Annotated in this window: 21 protein-coding genes; 9 read left to right on the top strand and 12 right to left on the bottom strand. The window is 60.5% G+C overall.

What is annotated here, in order from left to right; translation table 11 throughout:
* Positions 1-100: 100 nt before the first annotated feature.
* Entirely contained in the window at positions 101-2383 is a 2283-nt protein-coding gene (locus tag ACN0SC_RS08985) for an NADP-dependent malic enzyme (protein WP_417249335.1), read from the bottom strand.
* 179 nt (positions 2384-2562) lie between these two features.
* Between ACN0SC_RS08985 and ACN0SC_RS08980 the strand changes: the two genes are divergently transcribed.
* The 5 genes from ACN0SC_RS08980 (at position 2563) to ACN0SC_RS08960 (ending at position 7654) form a co-directional block, all read left to right on the top strand.
* Positions 2563-3045, top strand: a complete 483-nt coding sequence (locus ACN0SC_RS08980; protein WP_417249334.1) for a cytidine deaminase — start codon at positions 2563-2565, stop codon at positions 3043-3045.
* Between the two features lie 7 nt (positions 3046-3052).
* The gene (locus ACN0SC_RS08975; protein WP_417249333.1) at positions 3053-4363 is read left to right on the top strand and encodes a thymidine phosphorylase; all 1311 of its coding nucleotides are present in this window, start codon (positions 3053-3055) and stop codon (positions 4361-4363) included.
* Positions 4360-5574 carry a phosphopentomutase gene (locus ACN0SC_RS08970; RefSeq protein WP_417249332.1) on the top strand — a complete coding sequence of 405 codons (1215 nt, stop codon included), beginning with the start codon at positions 4360-4362 and terminating at the stop codon, positions 5572-5574. The genes ACN0SC_RS08975 and ACN0SC_RS08970 overlap by 4 nt, the downstream gene beginning before the upstream one ends.
* A 9-nt stretch (positions 5575-5583) precedes the next feature.
* Complete coding sequence (gene upp, locus ACN0SC_RS08965; protein WP_417249331.1) at positions 5584-6216, top strand: uracil phosphoribosyltransferase; 633 nt, start codon at positions 5584-5586, stop codon at positions 6214-6216.
* Between the two features lie 67 nt (positions 6217-6283).
* Positions 6284-7654 (top strand): SPOR domain-containing protein, encoded by a 1371-nt coding sequence (locus ACN0SC_RS08960; RefSeq protein ID WP_417249330.1) that lies wholly within the window; start codon positions 6284-6286, stop codon positions 7652-7654.
* An 86-nt stretch (positions 7655-7740) separates the two neighbouring features.
* On the opposite strand, the gene ACN0SC_RS08955 is transcribed toward ACN0SC_RS08960, so the two are convergent.
* Positions 7741-8760 (bottom strand): hypothetical protein, encoded by a 1020-nt coding sequence (locus ACN0SC_RS08955; RefSeq protein ID WP_417249329.1) that lies wholly within the window; start codon positions 8758-8760, stop codon positions 7741-7743.
* 501 nt (positions 8761-9261) lie between these two features.
* Here ACN0SC_RS08955 and ACN0SC_RS08950 point away from each other — a divergent pair.
* Complete coding sequence (locus ACN0SC_RS08950; RefSeq protein ID WP_417249328.1) at positions 9262-9951, top strand: Hint domain-containing protein; 690 nt, start codon at positions 9262-9264, stop codon at positions 9949-9951.
* A gap of 78 nt (positions 9952-10029) precedes the next feature.
* Here ACN0SC_RS08950 and ACN0SC_RS08945 read toward each other — a convergent pair whose 3' ends face one another.
* The 8 genes from ACN0SC_RS08945 to ACN0SC_RS08910 form a co-directional block, all read right to left on the bottom strand.
* A complete protein-coding gene (locus tag ACN0SC_RS08945; protein WP_417249327.1) occupies positions 10030-12237 on the bottom strand; it encodes a 3-hydroxyacyl-CoA dehydrogenase NAD-binding domain-containing protein in 2208 nt (735 codons plus the stop codon).
* 1 nt (position 12238) lies between these two features.
* Positions 12239-12661, bottom strand: a complete 423-nt coding sequence (locus tag ACN0SC_RS08940) for a hypothetical protein (protein WP_417249326.1) — start codon at positions 12659-12661, stop codon at positions 12239-12241.
* Between the two features lie 16 nt (positions 12662-12677).
* Positions 12678-13889, bottom strand: coding sequence for an acetyl-CoA C-acetyltransferase (locus ACN0SC_RS08935; protein WP_417249325.1), 1212 nt, complete (start codon positions 13887-13889; stop codon positions 12678-12680).
* 11 nt (positions 13890-13900) lie between these two features.
* Positions 13901-14539 carry a glutathione S-transferase family protein gene (locus ACN0SC_RS08930; RefSeq protein WP_417249324.1) on the bottom strand — a complete coding sequence of 213 codons (639 nt, stop codon included), beginning with the start codon at positions 14537-14539 and terminating at the stop codon, positions 13901-13903.
* Between the two features lie 253 nt (positions 14540-14792).
* Entirely contained in the window at positions 14793-15005 is a 213-nt protein-coding gene (locus tag ACN0SC_RS08925; protein WP_417249323.1) for a hypothetical protein, read from the bottom strand.
* A gap of 86 nt (positions 15006-15091) precedes the next feature.
* Positions 15092-16864 carry an acyl-CoA dehydrogenase C-terminal domain-containing protein gene (locus ACN0SC_RS08920; protein ID WP_417249322.1) on the bottom strand — a complete coding sequence of 591 codons (1773 nt, stop codon included), beginning with the start codon at positions 16862-16864 and terminating at the stop codon, positions 15092-15094.
* Positions 16865-16912: 48 nt separating this feature from the next.
* The gene (locus tag ACN0SC_RS08915; protein ID WP_417249321.1) at positions 16913-17296 is read right to left on the bottom strand and encodes a MerR family transcriptional regulator; all 384 of its coding nucleotides are present in this window, start codon (positions 17294-17296) and stop codon (positions 16913-16915) included.
* Between the two features lie 367 nt (positions 17297-17663).
* Positions 17664-18029 (bottom strand): MerR family transcriptional regulator, encoded by a 366-nt coding sequence (locus ACN0SC_RS08910; RefSeq protein WP_417249320.1) that lies wholly within the window; start codon positions 18027-18029, stop codon positions 17664-17666.
* A 362-nt stretch (positions 18030-18391) separates the two neighbouring features.
* On the opposite strand from ACN0SC_RS08910, the gene ACN0SC_RS08905 reads away from it, so the two are divergent.
* From ACN0SC_RS08905 to ACN0SC_RS08895, 3 genes are read left to right on the top strand one after another with little or no spacing between them, the layout of a single operon-like run.
* Complete coding sequence (locus ACN0SC_RS08905; RefSeq protein WP_417249319.1) at positions 18392-18826, top strand: PaaI family thioesterase; 435 nt, start codon at positions 18392-18394, stop codon at positions 18824-18826.
* Complete coding sequence (locus ACN0SC_RS08900; RefSeq protein WP_417249318.1) at positions 18823-19326, top strand: PaaI family thioesterase; 504 nt, start codon at positions 18823-18825, stop codon at positions 19324-19326. Before ACN0SC_RS08905 ends, ACN0SC_RS08900 begins: the two co-directional genes overlap by 4 nt.
* Positions 19319-20668, top strand: coding sequence for an MATE family efflux transporter (locus tag ACN0SC_RS08895; protein ID WP_417249317.1), 1350 nt, complete (start codon positions 19319-19321; stop codon positions 20666-20668). The genes ACN0SC_RS08900 and ACN0SC_RS08895 overlap by 8 nt, the downstream gene beginning before the upstream one ends.
* Here the strand turns inward: ACN0SC_RS08895 and ACN0SC_RS08890 are convergent.
* A complete protein-coding gene (locus tag ACN0SC_RS08890) occupies positions 20665-21738 on the bottom strand; it encodes a quinone-dependent dihydroorotate dehydrogenase (protein WP_417249316.1) in 1074 nt (357 codons plus the stop codon). The two genes, ACN0SC_RS08895 and ACN0SC_RS08890, sit on opposite strands and share 4 nt — an antisense overlap.
* Complete coding sequence (locus ACN0SC_RS08885; RefSeq protein WP_417249315.1) at positions 21735-22073, bottom strand: DUF952 domain-containing protein; 339 nt, start codon at positions 22071-22073, stop codon at positions 21735-21737. The genes ACN0SC_RS08890 and ACN0SC_RS08885 overlap by 4 nt, the downstream gene beginning before the upstream one ends.
* Between the last annotated feature and the right edge of the window lie 25 nt (positions 22074-22098).

Here is a 22098-nt window from a genome sequence, read left to right as displayed (position 1 = left end):
TGGTTTGCAAAATTTGCAATTCGCATGGGGTTTGCATCGGCGATAGCCGTCTGATCGTTCTCGCGCGCGCCCTCAAAAGGCGGCGTGGGGCGGGCAGGGGTCAGCCGTAATGCGTCACGGGAGTGCCCGCGATGGCCGACATGTTGAGCAGCCCGCGTGAGGTGATCGAGGGCGTCACGATATGTGCGCGGTTGCCCATGCCCATCAGGATCGGACCTACTTCCAACCCGCCGCCCTTTGATTTCAGGATGTTACGCACGCCAGAGGAGGCGTCCGCAATGGCAAAGACCAGCGCGTTGGCGGGGCCTTCTAGGCGGGAATGGGGGAATTTCCGATCACGCAGATCGGGGGTCAGCGCGCTGTCGATATGCATCTCACCCTCATAGGCGAAGTCGCGCGGTTCGCTGTCGAGAATGGCGAGGGCTTCACGCATATTCCGACCCGACATGCAGTTGAGGTTGCCGAATTCCGAGTGTGAACACAGGGCGATATTGGGCTCGACCCCGAACCGACGGATGTGGCGTGCGGTGGCGATGACGGTTTCGGCGATCTGTTCGGGCGTGGGTTCCGTGTGAACATGGGTGTCCGCGATGAAGAGCGGCCCGTCCTCAAGGATCATCAGCGAAAGCGCGCCAACAGGGTGCAACTCCTTGGTTCCAAGAATCTGCGTCACGTAGTTGAGGTGCCATAGGTATTGCCCGAAGGTGCCGCAAATCATGCTGTCTGCGTGACCTTCATGCACCATGATTGCCCCGATGGCGGTGGTGTTGGTGCGCAGGATTGCTTTCGCCAGATCAGGGGTCACGCCGCGACGCGACATGCGGTTGTGATAGGCTTGCCAGTATTGCTTGTAGCGGCTGTCACTTTCGGGGTTTACGATCTCGAAATCCACGCCAGGGCGGATTTTGAGGCCTGCGCGTTCGGCGCGCATGGCGACGACTTCGGGGCGACCGATGAGGATGGGTTTGTCTGTTGTTTCCTCGATCATCGCATGAGCCGCGCGAAGCACGCGCTCGTCCTCACCTTCGGCGAAGGCGATGCGGCGTTCGGCTTGAGCTGCGGCTTGGAACACGGGGCGCATGATGAGCGCGGATTTGAACACGGAGTGGTCCAGCCCGTCCTTATAGGCTTTCAGGTCGTTGAGCGGTCGGGCCGCCACGCCGCTTTCCATTGCGGCACCCGCGACGGCGGAGGCAACCACCCCCATCAGGCGCGGGTCGAAGGGTTTGGGGATCAGGTAATCTGGGCCGAAGGTCATGCGCTCGTCCTGATAGGCGGCAGCGGCTTCGGCGGAGGTGGTGGCGCGGGCCAGCGCTGCGATGCCTTCGATACAGGCAATTTGCATCGAGTCGTTGATCTCGGTCGCGCCCACATCGAGTGCCCCGCGGAAGATGAACGGGAAGCAGAGGACGTTGTTGACCTGATTGGGATAATCCGAGCGCCCCGTGGCGATGATCGCATCGGGGGCAATCTTTTTCACGACGTCGGGCATGATCTCGGGCGTCGGGTTGGCGAGTGCAAAGATGATCGGCTGTGGCGACATCTTCGCGACCATTTCGGGTTTGAGAACGCCAGGTCCGGAGAGGCCGAGGAAGAGGTCGGCCCCTTCGATCACATCGTCGAGCGTGCGCAGATCGGATTTCTGCGCGTAGGCAGCTTTCTGCGGCGTCATCTCCTCTTCGCGTCCCTCATAAACGAGGCCCGCGATGTCGCACAGCCAGACATTCTCGCGTTTCACGCCGAGCTTGAGCAGCATGTTGAGGCAGGCAATCCCCGCCGCGCCGCCGCCTGTCGAGACAACCTTGATGTCTTCGAATTTCTTGTCCGTAACCTTGAGCGCATTGGTCGCCGCAGCGCCGACGACGATGGCGGTGCCGTGTTGGTCATCGTGGAAAACGGGGATGTTCATGCGCTCGCGGCACAATTGTTCAACGATAAAACAATCGGGCGCCTTGATGTCTTCGAGGTTAATCGCGCCGAAGGTTGGCTCGAGCGAGCACACAATATCTGCAAGCTTCTCAGGGTCGTTCTCGTTCACCTCGATGTCGAAACAGTCGATATTGGCGAATTTCTTGAACAGGACCGCCTTGCCTTCCATCACGGGTTTGGAGGCGGCCGCGCCGATATTGCCAAGGCCCAGAACAGCGGTGCCGTTGGAGACCACCGCGACGAGGTTGCCGCGCGCGGTGTAGCGGGTTGATGTGCGAGGATCTTCCTTGATTTCAAGGCAGGCCTCCGCCACGCCAGGGGAATAGGCGCGTGCCAGATCGCGACCGTTGGCCATGGGCTTGGTCGCGCGGATTTCCAGTTTTCCAGGTTTGGGGAATTCGTGGTATTGCAGCGCCGCTCTGCGCAGACTTTCGTTGCGTTCATCGCTCGACATGGCGTTCTCCCCAAGAAGTAGTTTAATGCTAAACAATATCTGGCGCGCCGCGCAAATGCGGCTTTGTGACCCGCCCAATAGGACGCGAAACCCGTCAGACGCAAGTGTTTCTCGCAATTTTGCGCAATGTTTAGCGCAAACATTCGCCGCTCGCAGCCTCTCACGAGGAAAAACCGCGCATGGCGCGCCATGGCGCTTGCATCCCGTGTTCCGAGGGCGCACTCTCGACCAAAGAGTCAAAAATTAGAGTTCACCATCAACGGAGATCCGCACAGATGTCGCTGATTGATGCGGCCAAAGAGGCCCAGCCCAAAGCCTACGCGCCCTATTCGAACTTCCATGTGGGGGCGGCGATCCGAGCGAAATCGGGCGCAGTCTACACGGGCGTAAATGTCGAGAATGCCGCCTATCCCGAAGGCACCTGTGCCGAGGCTGGGGCGATTGCGGCGATGGTTCTGGCCGGGGAGACCGAGATTGCCGAGGTCGCTGTGATCGGATCGAGCGATGATCCCACGCCGCCCTGTGGTGGATGTCGCCAGAAGCTACGTGAATTTGCCGCGCCGGATGTGTCTGTGACCATGGTGTCGCGCACAGGTGCGGAACTGGTCATGACCGTTGGCGAGCTTCTTCCTGGCGCGTTTACCACCGATTTTATGGACTGAGACCGCCATGGACGCCCGCCAGATCATCGAGAAGCTGCGCGACCGCGAGACCCTTTCGGATGAGGACTTGCCGTGGTTTGCCATGGGGCTGGCCTCGGGCGTGGTGACGGATGCACAAGCGGGTGCCTTTGCCATGGCCGCGCTTCTCAATGGTATGTCGGACGCCGAGAAAGTCGGGCTGACACTGGCGATGCGCGACAGTGGTGACGTGTTGTCATGGGACGCGCCTGCGCCAGCGATCGACAAGCATTCAACGGGCGGGATCGGGGATTGTGTCTCGCTCCTTCTCGCCCCCGCACTCGCCGCTCTTGGCGGATTCGTTCCGATGGTGTCCGGGCGCGGGCTCGGCCATACAGGCGGAACACTCGACAAGTTGGAGGCCATTCCTGGCCTGAAAACGGAAGTCAGCGAAGAGAAGTTCCGCGACATCGTGCGTCAGACGGGCTTTGCCATTGTTTCCGCTACGGGTTCCATCGCCCCCGCCGATAAGCGGCTATATGCGGTGCGCGACGTGACAGGGACGGTGGAGAGTATTGATCTCATCACCGCATCTATCCTGTCGAAGAAACTGGCGGCAGGTCTGGAGGCTCTCGTTCTCGATGTGAAATGCGGCTCTGGCGCTTTCATGCAAACCCGTGAGGATGCGCGTGCACTGGCCGAAAGTCTGGTGACGGTGGCCAATGGCGCGGGGTGCAAGACCTCGGCGCTTGTCACGGACATGAACCAGCCGCTTTGTCCCTCCCTTGGCAATGCACTGGAGGTCATGGCCGTGATGGAGGCGATGACGAGCGGGGAGGTCGACAACAACCTGTGCGATCTGACCTGCGATCTAGGCGGTGAGTTGATGGTGCTGGCAGGCATGGCCGAGGACGCGGATCAGGCAGCCTTTGCCATGCGCGGTGTTTTGCAGAACGGTGCGGCGGCGGAACGTTTTGGTGCGATGGTGAGTGCCATGGGTGGCCCGCGCGATTTCGTCGACAATTGGCGTGATCGCCTGCCGTCGGCGCCTGTGGTGCGCGATGTCTCGGCGCAGGGTGCGGGCTACCTCGCCGCGATGGATGGGCATGCGCTCGGTATGTGCGTGGTGCATTTGGGCGGCGGCCGTCTCAAGGGAGGCGACCCTATTCACCCTGCTGTGGGGCTGTCCAATGTTGCGATGATTGGCGACTACCTCGGGCGCGGCGAATTGATCGCAACCATTCATGCCCAATCACCCGAGGATGCGGATCGTGCGGAGGCGGAAATCCGAGCCGCACTGGACTTCAGCGCGGATGCCCCGCAGGAACCGCCGCTTGTATATGAGAGGATCGGCCCATGACCCGCGCATTTTTGGTTGTGATGGATAGTGTTGGCATCGGCGGTGCGCCAGATGCGGAGAAGTTCTTCAACGGTGATGTGCCTGACATCGGATCCAATACGCTGGCCCACATTGCGCAGGCCTGTGCGCAGGGTGCCGCAGACGAGGGGCGGTCGGGGCCGCTGCATCTGCCCAACCTGTGTCGCCTCGGGCTTGGCGCCGCGATGGCGCAGGCAACCGATATGGAAATTCCCAATCTTGCGGTGGAAGTGCCAAGTGGCATCCATGGTGCGGCCGTTGAGATTTCGCCTGGCAAGGACACGCCCTCGGGGCATTGGGAATTGGCGGGTGTGCCTGTGCCGTGGGACTGGACCTATTTCCCCGACGAGAAACTCGCATTCCCCAAAGACCTGATGGCGAAGGCGGCAAAGCTCTGCGGCGCGGACGGGACGCTTGCCAATTGCCATGCTTCGGGCACGCAGGTGATCGCGGAATACGGGGCCGAGCATATCAAGACGGGGCGGCCGATCTGTTACACCTCTGCCGACAGCGTGTTCCAGATCGCGGCACATGAGGAGCATTTCGGGCTGGAACGCCTGCTGAAGCTCTGTGTCGATCTTGCGCCTACGCTGCACGAGATGAAGGTCGGGCGGGTCATCGCGCGTCCTTTCGTCGGTTCGGTCGAGGAGGGCTTCACCCGCACGTCCAATCGCCGCGACTACGCCATCGCGCCGCCTGAGCCTACGCTTTGTGACTGGGTGCAGGGAGCAGGGCGCAAGGTCTACGCGGTCGGCAAGATCGGCGACATTTTCTCCATGCAGGGCATCGACGAGGTGCGCAAGGGAACGGACGAGGCTCTCTTTGATCATCTGTGTGACGTGATGGATGAAGCTGAAGAGGGCAGCCTCACATTCGCCAATTTCGTCGAGTTTGACAGCCTCTATGGCCACCGCCGCGACGTGGCGGGATACGCGCGGCACCTCGAATGGTTCGACGCGCAAATCCCGCGTCTATACGCACGCGCCCGTGAGGGCGATCTCATCATTTTCACTGCCGATCATGGCAACGATCCGACGTGGCTCGGCACCGATCACACTCGTGAAATGGTGCCTGTTCTGGGCCACGGACTCGGAGCGCGCGCTATCGGACAGGTGGCATTTACCGACGTAGCTGCTTCGGTGGCCGCCCATTTGGGCGTGCCGTCAAAGGGGCCGGGTCGGTCATTTCTATAGGGGGCTTTCATGCTAGATCATCTCACCGTCGTCACTCACCCGCTTGTCCAGCACAAGCTCACATTGATGCGCGACAAGAACACTTCTACTGCCGTTTTTCGCCAGCTTCTGCGCGAGATATCGCAGCTTCTGGCCTATGAGGTCACGCGCGAGTTGGACATGACGACGCGCAAGGTGGAGACACCGCTGGTGGAAATGGACGCGCCTGTTCTGGCGGGTAAGAAGCTGGCGCTGATCTCGATCCTGCGTGCGGGCAACGGGTTGCTTGATGGTGTTCTGGAGTTGATCCCCTCTGCGCGTGTCGGGTTTGTCGGCCTCTATCGCGATGAGGAAACGCTGGAGCCTGTGCAGTATTACTTCAAAGTTCCTGAAAGTTTGGATGATCGCCTCGTGATCGCTGTTGATCCGATGCTGGCGACGGGTAATTCCTCGGCGGCGGCGATTGACCTGTTGAAAGAAGCGGGCGCGACGAATATCCGCTTCCTGTGCCTTCTGGCTTCGCCCGAAGGGGTGGCACGCATGGAGAAAGCGCACCCTGATGTGCCCATCGTTACCGCCGCGCTGGATGAGCGCCTTAACGAGAAGGGGTATATCATGCCCGGACTTGGGGATGCTGGCGACCGGATGTTCGGCACCAAATAGGCGATTTGCTCTTTGCAAATAAGGGGTGTGTGATGTAGGCTCCCTACAATATTTTGTGGGGGGCCACATGATGCTGCTATCCAAAACTATTTCTCTTGCCGCTGTTCTAGCTGTCTTGTCCGTTGGTGGCGTTGCCGCGCAATCTCTGCGCGGCGCCGAAGAGCCTGCGGAGTTTCCTCCTGCGTCGTTCAAAGGGTCGCAGTATGTTGACAGCAAGGGCTGCGTCTATGTGCGCGCAGGCTATGGCGATACGGTAAATTGGGTGCCGCGCGTTACGCGGAGCCGCAAGGTGCTTTGCGGGTTCAAGCCGACGCAGGTGGCAGGTGCGACTGCACCCGTGATTGCCGACCCGAAACCGACATCGACCCCAGCACCTGTAGCCAAGACCGTGGCCGCTGCCGCGACCAAGCCCGCCGCGCCAGTAGCTACACAGCCGAGTGCGACGCCAGTGCAGGTTGCCGCCACGACCAAATCCGCTGCGCCCAAGCCCGCGGCGATTCCTGCGGCAGAGGCCTTGGCGGGAAAGACCGTTGGCGCGCCAGGTTGTACCGCGACACATGACGGGTTGGCTGTGCGCTGCGGTCCGCAATCCGAGCATCCCGCCGATTACATTCTCAAGCGTCTGCCTGCGGGTGTGACCGTGCGCACGGCTGAGGGCGAACGGATAACCACGCAGGAGCCCACGCTGGTGCGTATTCCCGTGGCCGCGCCTGCGCCAAAACCCGTGCCTGCGCCCGTGGTCAAGCCGACCATCGCCGCTGCATCGATGATGGCTGCTGCCACGCCACAACCTGCGACCACCTGTGCAAACCTCTCGGGCAACGCCGCGCAATATATGCAGACCGACAGCCGCCTCGCCGTACGTTGTGGGCCGCAGGCGGTGCATCCGTCTGAATATGTGATCAAGAAGCAGGCCCGCGCTGTGGCGGCTCAAGAGAACAGATCGCAAGTGGCCCGTGTCGCTGCCGCGCAAGGCTATACACTACCCAAGCCCGTAGAGGTGAAAATCCCCGAGGGATACAAGGCGGCATGGGATGACGGGCGGCTCAACCCGAACCGTGGCCCGCAAACCGCGCGGGGGGATCTGCAACAGGCACAGGTCTGGACGCAGGAAACACCCGCCCGCGATGTGGCCGCCTCCGCGACGTCTAACCTCAACCTTTCGACGAGGGGCAACGCGGTAGCAACGACACCCGTGCCCGCACAGGCGGGTTTGCGCTACGTTCAGGTGGGTGCTTTTGGCGACCCCGCGAATGCCAATGGCGTTGTCGCCCGACTGTCTGGTCTCGGTCTTCCTGTCTCCTCGCAAGTCACATCGCGTGGCGGCAAGACCATCAAGATTGTTCTGGCGGGGCCCTTTGCCTCGCCACAGCAAACCCTGAGCGCGCTAGGGTCTGTGAAGGCGGCGGGTTACGCCGACGCTTTCGCGCGCAAATAACGATACGCGAAGTTATCGAGGCAGAAAGCGCCCCCCGCATGCGGCGGGGGGTTCTTCTTTTGCCATGTCGGTAAAAGTGCGCGCGATCAGTTGCCGCAGATACCTTGCAACGCCAGCCAGTCCCCGTCGCTTAGAACGGTGCGTTTCTCACCCAGAACAGCATCCGCCTCGATCAACGGCAGGGTGGTTTGCCCCGTCACATCCAGCGCGTAGGCATAGGGCGACATGGCCACCTCCGCCGCGACGAAGCGCTCAATAAGCGTGGCGCTTGGCGGGGTTTCTGGCGGAGTTTGGGTCAGCAGGATCTCTGTGTGGGCATCCAGCGTTTCGGCGTCGATCTTGCCCGTCGTCAGCAGGCGCAGGGTCGCGATCAGCCCTGACCCTTGCAAGAGCCGCACTAAAGGGTCTTCGGTCGCGGCGCGGTCCATCTCGTCGAGAACAAAGCCAGCTGTGACGGCGGGATCGTCATAGTCTTCGACAACCGCGCGGTTGAGCAGGATGATCCCTCCAGGCAGGTGCTGCGTCACAGGCACGCCACTTTCGACCACAACGAGGCGCCCGTCCGTATCTGGCCTGAGACGGGTGTTGAGGCGGGCGAGCGCGGCGTTGCCGCGGGGAGAACTGCACGGCATTCCTGACAGACGTTGCATTCGATCAAGGAGTTGCTCGCCGATCTCGACGCGGGTCACGTTGGGCACAATGGTGGTGGCTTGACGGATCAGGGCGTCAGGCAGCCAGAAAATCGCAAGCGCGGCACAGGTCACGGCGATGCCGCCGAAAATCACGTTACGCAAACGGCCAGGCCGCGCACGTCCGCGTTCCAGCGCGTGCTGGATACGCTCGATAGCCGCGATGAAGGTTTCATCTTCAACCTCAAGTCGCTCGTCGGTGTCTGAGGCGGGGGCATAGATCGCGGTGCGCTCGTTGGTGCCATTGATTCGCTCGATGGCGGGCAGGGACCAATGCGACAACGGTTGATCGGCAAGGTTGGAAATCGTGAGCGTTGCATCTCCGATAGACACGACAACTTCACGGCGCTGGCTTTCGCCCGCTGCCCGCCAAAGCGCGGAGGCTTCCAATCGGTCGTATTCGGTGAGCGCAGTCATGCGCGGCCTGCTCTTTGTTTGATTGCGCCCAACTTAAACAAAAGCGCGGCGCGCGACAATTCCAAAGGGATAATGGCGCGAAGAAAGAGGCGTCTGCGCGCTTCGCCGCATTTGGAGGAATCACTCCGCTCGATTGCGTTTGAAATGGGGCATTTCGGTTAACGACGCAGCGTCAGGAGACGCCTGAACGGGCCGTTTCGTCCCGATTTTGGGCACAATTCCAGAAGAAAAATGCCAGAAACCCCAAGAAAATTCGTGTTGAAAGTCCTGAAATCGCGTGAATCACCATCTGTTCTGGGAACAATGGCATGAAATAGGCGACATTATCCGCGAAACTGGAATGGTGCCCCAATCGTGCCTGAATTGCGGCAAACTGTGACCTTTCACGCCTTGTTTTCTCATCCTGTCAGCGCGTTGGGTCGCTACCCTGTTGGTTGTGTCCCAGTTGACCGCGAGATTGCCACCTCGCGCTGTATTGGAACATCTGAGGGGGATGTCGATATGAAATTGGGACAGTTTTTCCAAAGGGAGCCAGTCCGCAATGCCGAAGGTCTGACGCGGGCGTGGGAACGCCGCGGATTGATCGAAGGGGCGACGCCAGTGTTCACGGCGGGTCTGGTTGCGGGAACGCAGGTTGCCACGGCGATTGGCTGGCGTATTGTCGAGGCGGTTCAGGAGGGTGACAAGGTTCTGACCTTCGACGATGGCCTTCAGACAGTGCGCCGCGTTGAACGCCGCTTTGTCGAGGTTGGTCGTCGCGCCACGGATGTGCCCCTTCACGTTCCCGCAGGAGCCTTGGGAAACCGCGAGGCCATGCTCTTGCTCCCCGATCAGCCCGTGATGGTGGAAAGCGATCTTGGCGAGGCGATGTTCGGCGATCCCTTCACCCTCGTCCCCGCCCATGCGCTCACAGGTTTCAAAGGGATCGCGCCAGATGCGGACGCCGAGGTGTTCGAGGTCATCTCCATCTATTTCGACAGCGAACAGGTCGTTTTCGGGAATGTCGGCGCGTTGTTCTTCTGTCCTGCAGCCGAGAGCGTTGATTTGCTGGACGCAGCGGCGGAAAGCTACACTCCTGGTTACGAGGTTCTGTCGCCTGATCAGGCGCTCCGCTTTGTCGCCGCGATGCGCGATGAGGCGCAACTGGACAGCGCGTGGGAGCAAGTTGAGCGGGACTTTTGCGCCGCCTGATACTCTAATTGAATCACTTGGAATCAAAAACGCCCGCGCAGGTCTTGCGCGGGCGTTTCCATTTCAGGTGCTTTGAGGTCAGGCCGCTTTCGCGTCCGTGCCCGTGCCGAAGCGACCGTAGAAGGTCTCGCCACTCTCAGCCAATTCGCGCAGAAGTTTCGGGGTCTCGAAGCGAGGCCCATGCGTTGCGGTAAGCTGGTCACAAATCTCGACCGCTTTCACCGCGCCGATGATGTCGAGCCACGAGAAGGGGCCGCCCGACCAAGGTGCAAAGCCCCAGCCAAGGATCGCGCCCACGTCGCCTTCGCGGATGTCCGTCAGAACGCCGTCTTCAAGCGCGCGCACCGCTTCCAGAACCTGCGCCATCATCAGGCGATGCTGCACTTCGTCGAGATCGGGTTGGACTTCGGAAGTGGGGAATTCGTCCGTGAAACCCTTCCAAAGAAGCCCGCGTTTTCCCTTCTCGTCGTATTCGTAGAAGCCAGCCCCCGCTTTCCTGCCCAGACGTCCCTGATCGAACATCCAGAACACAATTTCGTCCACGGCCTCGTCGGGGTAGGCATCGCCCATGGCCGCCTTGGTGGCTTTAGCGATTTTTACACCGAGATCGATTGAGGTCTCGTCGATCAGCTGAAGCGGTCCGAGCGGGAAGCCCAGAAGTTTTGCAGCATTCTCAATGAGCGGCAATTCCACTCCCTCAGCGGCCATGCGCAGCCCTTCGTTGATGTAGGGGAGGATGCAGCGGTTGGCGTAGAAGAAACGCGCATCGTTCACCACGATCGGTGTCTTGCGGATCTGGCGCACATAGTCGAGAGCCTTGGCCACGGCGACGTCGCCCGTTTCCTTGCCCTTGATGATTTCCACCAACAGCATCTTGTCCACGGGGGAGAAGAAGTGGATGCCGATGAACTGTTCGGGGCGCGCGCTGGCCTTCGCCAGTTCGGTGATCGGAAGGGTCGAAGTGTTGGTGGCGAAGATGCAATCCTCACCCACGATGGCCTCGACCTTCTTGGTCATTTCCGCTTTCACACCGACGTCTTCGAATACGGCCTCAACGATCAGGTCGCAGCCCTTAAGCGCGTCGAGATCGGTAGTCGCGGTGATGCGGCCGAGAACCTCGTCTTTCTTCTCGGGGGTGACTTTCTTGCGCGAAATACCCTTGTCGAGAATGGCTTCGGAGTAGGCTTTGCCTTTGTCGGCCGCTTCTTGTTTCTGGTCAATGAGCACAACTTCGATACCCGCCTTGGCGGAGACATAGGCAATGCCTGCGCCCATCATGCCTGCGCCGAGCACGCCGACCTTTTTGACCTTCTGGTCATCAACGGAGGGACGGTTAGCGCCTTTTTCAAGAGCTTCCTTGTTGATGAAGAGCGAACGGATCATGGCCGATGAGGATGGGTTCAAAAGCACATGGGTGAACCAGCGAGCCTCGATTTTGAGCGCGGTGTCGAAGGGAACCTGAGCGCCCTCGTAGACTGCCGAGAGCAGCGCTTTGGCGGCAGGATAGACGCCCTTGGTGTTGCCGTTGACCATCGCCGAGGCCCCGACAAAGGTCATGAAGCCTGCGGGGTGGTAGGGCGCGCCGCCAGGCATTTTCCAACCCTTTTGGTCCCATGGTTTAACGATGTCGGCGTCCTTGGCGTTCAGAACCCATTCTTTCGCCTTGGCCAGAAGTTCGTCGGCGGGGACGACCTCATGGACAAGCTGGCTCATCTTCGCCTTTTTGGGGTCAAGCATCTTGCCTTCAAGCAGGATGGGTGCGGCGGCCATGGCGCCGACGAGACGGGAGACGCGGGTTGTGCCGCCCATGCCGGGGAATATGCCGACCTTGATCTCGGGAAGGCCGATCTTGGCTTTGGGATTGTCGGCGGCGAAGATACGGTGGGTTGCCAGCGGTAGTTCCAATCCGATGCCAAGCGCCGTGCCAGGCAGCGCGGCGGCGACAGGCTTGCCACCTTTGTTGGTTTTCGGATCCATGCCAGCGCGTTCGATTTTGCGCAGGATGCCGTGCATCCGCATCAGTCCGTCCATCAGGCCCTGTGCGGGGTTGTCGCCCGCGTCGTCCTTCATCTTAGCAATGATGTTGAGGTCCATGCCGCCCGCGAAATCGGGTTTGGCGGAGGTGATGACGATGCCTTTGATCGACTCGTCAGCCAGAGCCTCGTCGAAACAGGCTTCTAGTTCGGCGATCCCCTCCAGCGACAGGACGTTCATGGATTTCTCCGGCACGTCCCATGTGATGATCCCGACGCCATCGGCGTCTTTGGTCAATGTGAAATCGGTCATGTCAGGTCTCCCTTTGAGTGGGTGCTATCGCGACGGCCTCTTGCGGGTTTCGCGTCCCCATAATGGATATGATGCGCGGTCCGTCCTGCGTGGCCTTGGCCAGAAATGCGGAACGGTGCGGTTCGGCAACGCGGTGGTTGCCGCTGAAGAAGTGGGTCTCGACGGTGGCCAGATAGGTTCCGTCGAGACAGTCGTCGAATTGGGTGACGATGCGGATCGTGTTCGTGACGGCCAGTTGCTTCAGCCCGTCGGAGTAGAGTTCGAACATCTCGCGCACATCGTCCTCGCGGGTCATATGGATCGTGCCACTAGGAGCGACGATCGTCAGGGGCAGTCCAAAGCAGTCCAGATAACTGGCAAAGTCACCGTCCGCGTATGCACGCGCCATTCGGTCCACCATGCCTTGAAAACCGTCCTTGTCCATATGACCCTCTTGGGTGTTACAGCCTCTCGATGATTGTCGCGGCGCCCATGCCGCTGGCGATGCACAGAGTAGCAAGGCCCGTGCCTTTGCCCGTGCGCTCCAGCTCGTCGAGCAGCGTGCCGATGATGATTGCGCCTGTTGCGCCAAGCGGGTGGCCCATGGCAATCGCGCCGCCGTTGACGTTGACCTTGTCGCTATCCACGTCGAAGGCCTGCATGAAGCGCAGAACGACCGCGGCGAAGGCTTCGTTGACTTCGAACAGGTCGATGTCGGAAATGCTCATACCGCTGTCGGCAAGGATTTTCTCGGTCACGGGCACGGGGCCAGTGAGCATGATGGTCGGGTCCGTTCCGATCTTGGCCGTGGCGCGGATGCGCGCGCGCGGTTTGAGACCGTATTTCTCGCCAAACTCCTTGTTGCCGATCAGCACGCCCGCAGCACCATCGACGATGCCAGAGGAGTTGCCTGCGTGGTGGATGTGCTCGATCTTCTCAAGGTGCGGGTATTTCATCAGCGCCACGGCATCGAAGCCAGGCATTGTCTCACCCATCTCTTTGAAAGACGCCTTGAGCGCGCCGAGCGACTGCATGTCTGTGCCGGGGCGCATGTATTCGTCGCGATCCAGAAGTGTCAGGCCGTTCTGGTCTTTCACGGGAACGACAGATTTCGCAAAACGGTCCGCTTCCCAAGCGGCGGCGGCGCGTTTCTGGCTTTCCACGGCGAGCGCATCCGCGTCTTCGCGGGAGAAGCCGTATTGGGTCGCGATGATGTCGGCGGAGATGCCTTGCGGCACGAAGTAGGTCGACATGGCCAGCGAGGGGTCGGCGGCAATGGCGGCGCCATCGGAGCCCATCGGCACGCGGCCCATCATTTCCACGCCGCCTGCGATGTAGGCCATGCCCGCACCGCCCTTCACTTGGTTGGCGGCAAGGTTCACTGCTTCCATGCCCGAAGCACAGAAGCGGTTGATCGCCAAGCCGGGGATGCTCTCGTCCAGCCCCGAGGCCAGAACTGCGGTACGCGCGAGGCAAGCGCCCTGCTCACCGATGGGGGTCACGTTGCCCCAGATCACATCCTCGACCGCGTGTCCTTCAAGGCCGTTGCGATCCTTGATAGCGTCGAGCATTTGTGCCGAAAGACGCACCGAGGTGATCTCGTGTAGCGCGCCATCCTTGCGGCCTTTGCCGCGCGGGCTTCGCACGGTGTCATAGATATAGGCTTCGGTCATAATGGTCCTCCTCAACCCGCCGCAGGAAATGCGGGGGGCATCACGTCATAAGGGTGTTTCCAGCCGCTGAGGCTTTCGATGTCCGAAAGCCAGCGGTTGATGTTTGGCCAGTCCGAGCGGGTGAACCCGAACGGTTCGGGGTAAAACAGGTAGGAGCAGCACGACAGGTCTGCCGTGGTCGGCCCATTGCCGCCCGCGATCCATTGGCGTGTGGCCAGCTCCGCGTCGAGGATTGTCAACGCCGCCTTGAGGCGTCCCTGAATGAAGGCGATGACCTCCTGCGGGCGTTTGTCCTCGGGCAGGAAGTTCATCAAAAATCGTGCCGTGCCCGCTTGCGACGACAGTTTGTGGTTGTCCCACAGCGTCCAGCGCAGCACTTCGCGTGCCTCTTTCTCGTCGGCGGGGGCGAGCTTCCCCGTCTTCTTAGAAAGATGATCGAGGATCACCCCCGATTGTGTGAGCGTCAGATCCCCGTCGATCAGGACAGGGCATTCGCCCATCGGGTTGATCTCCTTGAACGCAGGGCTGCGGGCTTCACCGTTGAAGAAGTCGACGGATTCCAGCTCCCAGTCGAGCCCCGCCAATTCCAGAAACAGCGCCACCTTATACGAGTGGCCGCTCTCGCCAAATCCGTAGAGTTTGATCGTCATACCGCAAACCTCCCCTGCGTAGCACGTCCCATCAAATGTGGGGATTTGCGTGGTTTTTCCAAGAAACCGCTGCCACTTTTACGCAGCGTTATGACAATGTCATCATGAAGCGTGCGAGATACGCGGGTGCACCCGTGGGCCGAGAAGGCCGCTTTCGGAGTGCGCGCGGTGGCCTCTGCTTTTGTCCGACGCAAGAATATACGGCACCCCGCCGCAAAATTGCGGCTCGTGTGAAGCAGGGATGCGCGCGTTGTCATTTCTTGCGTTTCTCCAGATCGGCACGGAACAACTTCAGCCTGTGCCCGAGGTTTTCTGCATCGGTGACGGAAGAAAAGTTCTCGAACAGGAAAGACAGCGCCTCTCCCTCCTCCAACTCGCTCTCCCGTGCGAATTTCCTGAGACGACGATAGCCATCTTCGGTCATGGAAACAGGAAAACGCCGCGTCATTCTGAACCGTTTGGGCATGGTTACGCTCCGTCATTTCGCCGCATGGGCGTATAAAAAAAGCCCCCGCCAAGGGCAGGGGCCTCATGTCTTGGGTCAGACCCAGTTTAGAAGTTTTCGGCGTCCAAGGCCATGACAGGATCGGCACCGCTCTCGATACGTTTGAGCAGGGTCGAGGTCATCGGCAACTGGCGGGCCATGTAGAAGCGCGCGGTCGCCAGTTTTGTCTGGTGGAAGGCTTCGTCGTCTGTGCCGTTTTCAAGCGCGGCGAGCGAGGCTTTTGCCATGCGCGCCCACATTAGACCGAGGCAGGTGTAGCCGAACAGATGCATGAAGTCATACGAGCCAGCCAGTGCCGCATTGGGGTTTTTCATGCCGTTTTGCATGAAGAACATCCCCGCCGCTTGCAGGTCTTTCGACGCGGCCTTGAGCGGTTCGGTGAACTCAGCCAGATCGCCCTCGCCGTTCTCTTTGCAGAAGCTCTTGACCATATCGAAGAAGGCCATGACGTATTTGCCGCTGTCGAGCGCCAGTTTGCGGCCCACGAGGTCGAGCGCCTGAACGCCGTTCGCGCCTTCGTAGATCATGGCAATCCGCGCATCGCGCGTGAATTGCGACATGCCCCATTCTTCGATGTAGCCGTGGCCGCCGTAAACTTGCTGTGCGTTGACCGTGGCCTCGTAGCCCTTGTCGGTGAGGAAGCCCTTGATCACGGGGGTCATGAGGGACACGAGCCCTTCGGCATCCTTGTCGCCCGCACGGTGGCCCGCGTCGATGAGCGATGCGCCCCAGAGCATGAAGGCACGTGCGCCCTCGATGAAGCTCTTCTGATCCATCAGGTTGCGGCGGATGTCGGGGTGGACGATGAGCGGATCGGCGGGGCCGTCAGGGTTCGCGGGGCCTGTGACCGCGCGACCTTGCAGGCGGTCCTTGGCGTAGATCACCGCGTTTTGATAGGCCGCCTCGGCCTGTGCCATGCCCTGCATCCCGACGCCCAGACGAGCCTCGTTCATCATGGTGAACATCGCACGCATACCTTTGTGCATCTCGCCAAGCAGGACACCCTCCGCGCCGTCGTAGTTCATCACGCAGGTTGAGTTGCCGTGGATGCCCATCTTCTCCTCGATGGAGCCGACAGAGACGCCGTTGGCCTCGCCCACGGAGCCGTCTTCGTTCACCTTGTATTTCGGCACGATGAAGAGCGACACGCCCTTGATCCCGTCGGGGCCGCCTGGGATTTTGGCCAGCACAAGGTGGATGACGTTTTCGGACATGTCATGATCGCCCGCCGAGATGAAAATCTTCTGGCCAGTGATCTTGTAGGTGCCGTTATCCTGAGGCTCTGCCTTGGTGCGCATCAGACCCAGATCCGTGCCGCAATGCGGCTCGGTCAGGTTCATGGTGCCCGTCCACTCGCAGGAGACCATCTTCGGCAGGTAGGTGGCCTTCTGCTCATCCGTGCCGTGCACGAGGATCGCGGAGGCCGCACCGTGGGTCAGGCCCTGATACATGGTGAAGGCTTGGTTCGCGCTGGAGAACAACTCGCCAACGGCGGTGCCAAGAACGTAGGGCATGCCCTGACCGCCGAATTCTTCGGGAAGGTCGAGGCCAGTCCAGCCGCCTTCTTTCACCTGTTCGAAGGCATCCTTGAACCCTTCGGGCGTGTGGACCACGCCGTTTTCGAGCCGACAGCCCTGTTTGTCGCCCACTGTGTTGAGCGGTGCCAGAACTTCGGAGGCAAGCTGACCCGCAGCCTCCAAAATGGCTTCGGTGAATTCGGGTTCCAACTCGTCGTAGCCTGGCGTGTCGGAATTCGAAACTCCGAGCAGATCATGCAAAACGAACTGAATGTCCTTGGTGGGTGCGGTGTAGCTGGGCATGGCGTCCTCCCTCTCAATTTGCGGAGGGACGCGCGATTGTGGCGCCCCTCAGGAACCTTGTGATCCGAGTTGTTCCTCGGTCCACGCTATCTCTGCTTCGAGCTCATCCATCACACGAACAAGCTCGTCTTTCTGTACCTGCATCTCCGCAAGGCGGCGACGGTAGGCTTTGAGCGTCTCGCTCATTTGCTTCACGCCGGTGCCATCCTCCGCATAGAGGTCGAGCAACTGGCGGATTTCCTCAAGAGCGAACCCGAATTTCTTTCCCTTAAGGATCAAAACCAGCCGTGCGCGGTCGCGGCGTGTGAACAGTCGTTTCTGGCCCTCGCGGATCGGAAACAGAAGCTCTTTTGCCTCGTAGAAGCGCAGGGTGCGCGGCGTCACATCGAACGCATCGCACATTTCGCGAATTGTCATTACCTCTTTGGTCACTATCTCATCACTCCGGTCGCCGACCTGACGCACCCCTCACGGGACGCCGCTCACTCGATTGACGCGAAGTGATCGTCTCGCGCCCATCTTACAAGGCTGACGCCGTTCGAAAAAATCGAAACGTGGCGTCACTTCTCAACCCACAACATTTCCGCAGTGTTTATGCGGTGTAACGAGAAATATTCTTACCACACTCGCTTCGCAAGTGATTTGGCTAGATGCTCCGAAATTCCTGTATGGACAGGGAAAATCCGCTTTTCCGCTGCAGGAAAACAGAGGGAGTCGGGTGCTTTGAGTGAAGAGGTTTTCACGCCGCCGAGGGCGGGTCTTCACCTCGAATATGGAGAAGAACGTTACGTCGCTGCGCTCAGGTGGAGGGATCAACCTCGTCGCGCAATTCCTGAAGCTCGGCGATAGCGCCTTCGAGGTCGTCGCGCTGTTTCTTGAGTTCCTTCAACTGACGATCAGCCAGTTCGATAAAGGCGCGCGTCTGAACGTCCGTGCCCTTTTCCTCGTAAATTTCGAGCCACTGACGGATTTCTTCCAGCGAGAATCCATAGCGGCGCCCCCGCAAGATCAGTTTCATCCGTGCCACTTCACGCGGGGTGTAGAAACGCGAGCGGCCTTCTTTTTCGGGCGCGAGCAATTCGATGTATTCGTAGTACCGCAGGGTGCGCGGCGTCACTTCGAATTTTGTGCACATCTCTTTGAAGGTGAGACGGTCTTCCGCCATGTCCGGTCTCCTTGTGGATGCCGAGCCGCTACGGTTTGGGCGGTTCGGCAAGTCTGGAAAACCATAGTAAACTGAATGGGTAAAGATCAAGGCGGGAACCGCTGTGAAGATCGTTCTGGCCTCTACTATATGCGACATCAGCGCGGTGGCGGGAGAGTGCGTAGCTGCCATCGGGATGCGCGAAACCGTGCCGTGCGGCGAAGCGGCGCAGTCCGCTCGCATGGCACGTCCTCACGCGTTTCTACGTCACGTTTTGTTGCCGACACTACTGCACATGAGTCGCACTTGCGAAGTTTGCGGTTGCGCCGACGGGTGCAAGCCCCAATAAATCGCAGAGATGAATTAGCGATTGCGGTATCCCTATGAACACCACAAGCGAAGACACCACCAAACGCGCCCGCCAGTTTATTGAGGCGATCCCGCACGCGCGGGTGCTTGGCATGAGACTGACCGAAGTCGGGGACGGAGAGGCCGAGATCACTATGCCTTATTCGCCTGAACTCATCGGTGATCCCGATACGGGTGTGATTCATGGTGGTGCGATCTCGGCGCTGATGGACACTTGCGCAGGGGCGGCGGTCATGAGCCATCCCAAGGCAGGCTATGCCACGGCAACGCTTGATCTTCGGATCGACTACATGCGTTCGGCGGCGGTCGATGCGACCATTACCGCGCATGCGACCTGCTACCATATGACACGCTCGGTGGCCTTCATCCGCGCGACTGCGCATGACGGCACGTCCGACACGCCCGTTGCCACGGCAACTGGAGCCTTTACCGTGGAGCGCGCGAAATGAGCCAGCAAGCCCCTCAATCCCAAGTGGAGGAAACACCCGAGGTTGCCGCCCGCCGCGATCACGCGCTGGCGATTATGACCCACAAGGTGCCTTATCTGAGCCGTATGGGGTTCGTCTTTGCCCGCGAAGGATCAGAGCTGTCGGCGCGGATGCCCTATCATGCCGATCTGATCGGCAACCCGATGTTGCCCGCTTTGCACGGCGGGGCGATTGCCGCGTTCCTCGAAATGACCGCGCTTATGCACCTGTCGTGGGAGCGCATCTGGCCCGACGAAACCGCGCCCCTGTCTCCGCACGGATGCCCCGTCGCGCCGAAGATTATCGACCTGACCGTAGACTACATGCGCTCGGGGCGGCCCGAAGATGTGTTTGGCGCTGGCAGGGTGTCGCGGGCAGGGCGGCGTTTTGCTACCGTTCACTCGGAGGTTTGGCAGGACGATCCTGCGCGGCCCATTGCTCAAGCCGTTTGCCACTTCCTGATGCCGCGCCGCGATGGTTGACGCGCCCGCTGACGTTCCGCCACCACCCGCTTTGAGCCATAAGCGGGTGCTTGCGATTGCGTTGCCGATCGTGCTGTCCAATGCCACCGTGCCGATCCTTGGTGCCGTTGATACGGGCGTTGTCGGTCAGATCGGCGAAGCCGCACCGATTGGCGCGGTCGGAATCGGGGCGGTGATCCTCGCGTCCGTCTACTGGATTTTCGGTTTTCTGCGGATGGGCACCACGGGCCTCGTCGCACAAGCGCGTGGGGCGGGTGAGGGGGCGGAGGTCTCGGCCTATTTCACCCGTGCCATGATGATCGCGCTGATTGGCGGACTGGGCGTGATCGCACTTCAGGTGCCGATCCTGTGGATGTCCTTCAAAATCGCACCCGCGAGCGCGGAGGTCGAATCCCTCGCGCGAGCCTATATCGGCATTCGAGTCTGGTCGGCGCCCTTTGCGATTGCGATTTTCGGGATGACCGGATGGCTGATCGGGTTGGAGCGGACGCGCGGCGTTCTGGTGCTTCAACTGTGGATGAACGGTCTCAATATCGTGCTTGATGTGTGGTTCGTCCTTGGCCTCGGCTGGGGTGTGCAGGGTGTTGCCGCGGCGACGCTGATTGCCGAGGTGACGAGCGCGGGGCTTGGGCTCTACCTGTGTCGCGACGCCTTTGGTCGTCCTGAATGGCGCGCGTGGGTGCGTGTTCTCGACCGCGCGCGGCTTATCCACATGGCGAAGGTCAACACCGACATCATGATCCGCTCGATCCTGCTTCTGTCGATGACCGTGGCCTTCGCCTTCTATGGTGCGGGATTTGGCGATGTGCCTCTTGCCGCTAACCAGATCCTGATGCTCTTCATCTCAATCACTTCCTTTGCACTCGACGGGTTCGCCTTTGCTGCCGAAGCTATCGTCGGTTCCGCCCTTGGGGCGCGCTCGAAAGGCGCGCTGCGGCGGGGGGCGTTGCTGGCGTCGTTTTGGGGAGTTGTGGTTGTGATCGGAATGGCGGTCTTTTTTGCCTTGGCGGGCGGGTTGGTGATCGACACCATGACCACCGCCGAGGACGTGCGTGCCGAAGCGCGCCGTTTCTTGCCTTGGATGGTGGCCGCACCGATTGCAGGGGTGGCAGCGTGGATGCTTGATGGCGTGTTTATCGGCGCGACCCGCACTCGCGACATGCGCAATATGATGATGGTCTCGGTGGTGGTCTATTTTGCGGCGACCACGGCGCTTATCCCGATCATGGGCAATCACGGCCTATGGGCCGCGCTCCTGATCAGCTATGTCACGCGCGGCGTGACCTTGGCGATGAGATACCCCTCGCTGGAACGCGAGGCGGACCGCGCCGCCCGCGCCTAGAGCCAGTCGCCGCGTTTTGTTCCGACCGCTTCCGTCACCGAGGAGAAGCCGTCCGCTTGCAAGAGGTCGTCGAGACCTTTGGCGATTTGGGGGGCGAGCGACAGCCCGTGATACACCATCGCAGAATAAAGCTGGATCGCGCAGGCCCCCGCGCGGATCTTGGCGTAGGCCGAAAGCGGGGAATCGATCCCGCCGACACCGATCAACGGAACATCGTGGCCAAGTGTGCGGGACAGACGTGCGAGTACGCGTGTGGACTTTTCGAACAAAGGTTTACCCGAAAGACCGCCTTTTTCGTCCCGATGTGCACTTTTCAAACCTTCGCGGTCGAGTGTGGTGTTGGTGGCGATCACCGCGTCGATCCCCGACTTGCGTGCCACTTCCGCAATCTCGTCGATCTCGGCACTGTCGAGATCGGGGGCAATTTTGAGGAACACGGGAACGGCGCGCTCCAATCCTTTGCGTGCGTCCAAAACCCCTGCAAGCAGCGCTTCAAGCGCTTCGGGCCCTTGCAGGTCGCGCAGCTTCTCGGTGTTGGGCGAGGAGACATTGACCGTCGCGAAGTCGATAAAGTTTCCGCAATGGGCCAGCACCTTGGCGAAATCGGCCGCGCGGTCGTCGCTGTCTTTGTTGGCGCCGAGGTTGAGACCAACAGGAATCGCGCTGCGATGTGGGGTCTTGCGACAGCGTGCAAGCCGCGTGCCGATCACCTCCATCCCGTCGTTGTTGAACCCGAAACGGTTGATCACGGCGGCATCTTCGGTCAGGCGGAATAGGCGCGGTTTGGGGTTTCCAGGTTGAGGGCGCGGGGTTGCTGCACCCAGTTCGATGAAGCCGAAACCCGCGCGGGAGAGTTGCGTGACCGCCTCGGCATTCTTGTCAAACCCCGCGGCAAGCCCCACGGGGTTGGGCATCTCAAGTCCCGCCAACGTGGTTTTCAGGCGTGGTGATGTGATCGGGCCGGGAAGGGGGGCGAGGCCTGCACGAAGGGCGTTGAGCGCGAGGCGGTGTGCCTTCTCGGGATCAATGCGACGCAAGGCCGTAAGGCCGATTTTTTCGGTCAGACTCATGCCATCTCCTCCGGAAACTCATGGGAGCCTTCAACGAGTGGCAGGGGTTTGCACCACGCTACATCCGTAATGCGAAGCGGACGGTAAAGGTGGGGGAAAAGCACACCACCGCGCGCGGGCTCCCATTTCAGGTCGTCGCCCATTGCGTTGGTGCGGCACCCTAAAAGAAACAGGCCATCTTCCCCCGCAAACCATTTCGCCGCAGTTGCGCGCGCGTGTTCGGCGGTGGAGAAATGGATGTAACCATCGGTGACATCAACAGGGGCGCCGACGGTTTCGCCCGCTGCCTCGAAGGCCGCCCATTCGTCGGCACGAAATATCTTGTAAATTAGCATGGACTTGTGATGCCTCCCGCGTCCC

The sequence above is a fragment of the Celeribacter sp. genome (genome assembly GCF_048261515.1).
Classification (GTDB): Bacteria; Pseudomonadota; Alphaproteobacteria; order Rhodobacterales; family Rhodobacteraceae; genus Celeribacter.
Note: the sequence above shows the minus strand (reverse complement) of the source record. Positions and strands in the feature narration are given on the sequence as shown.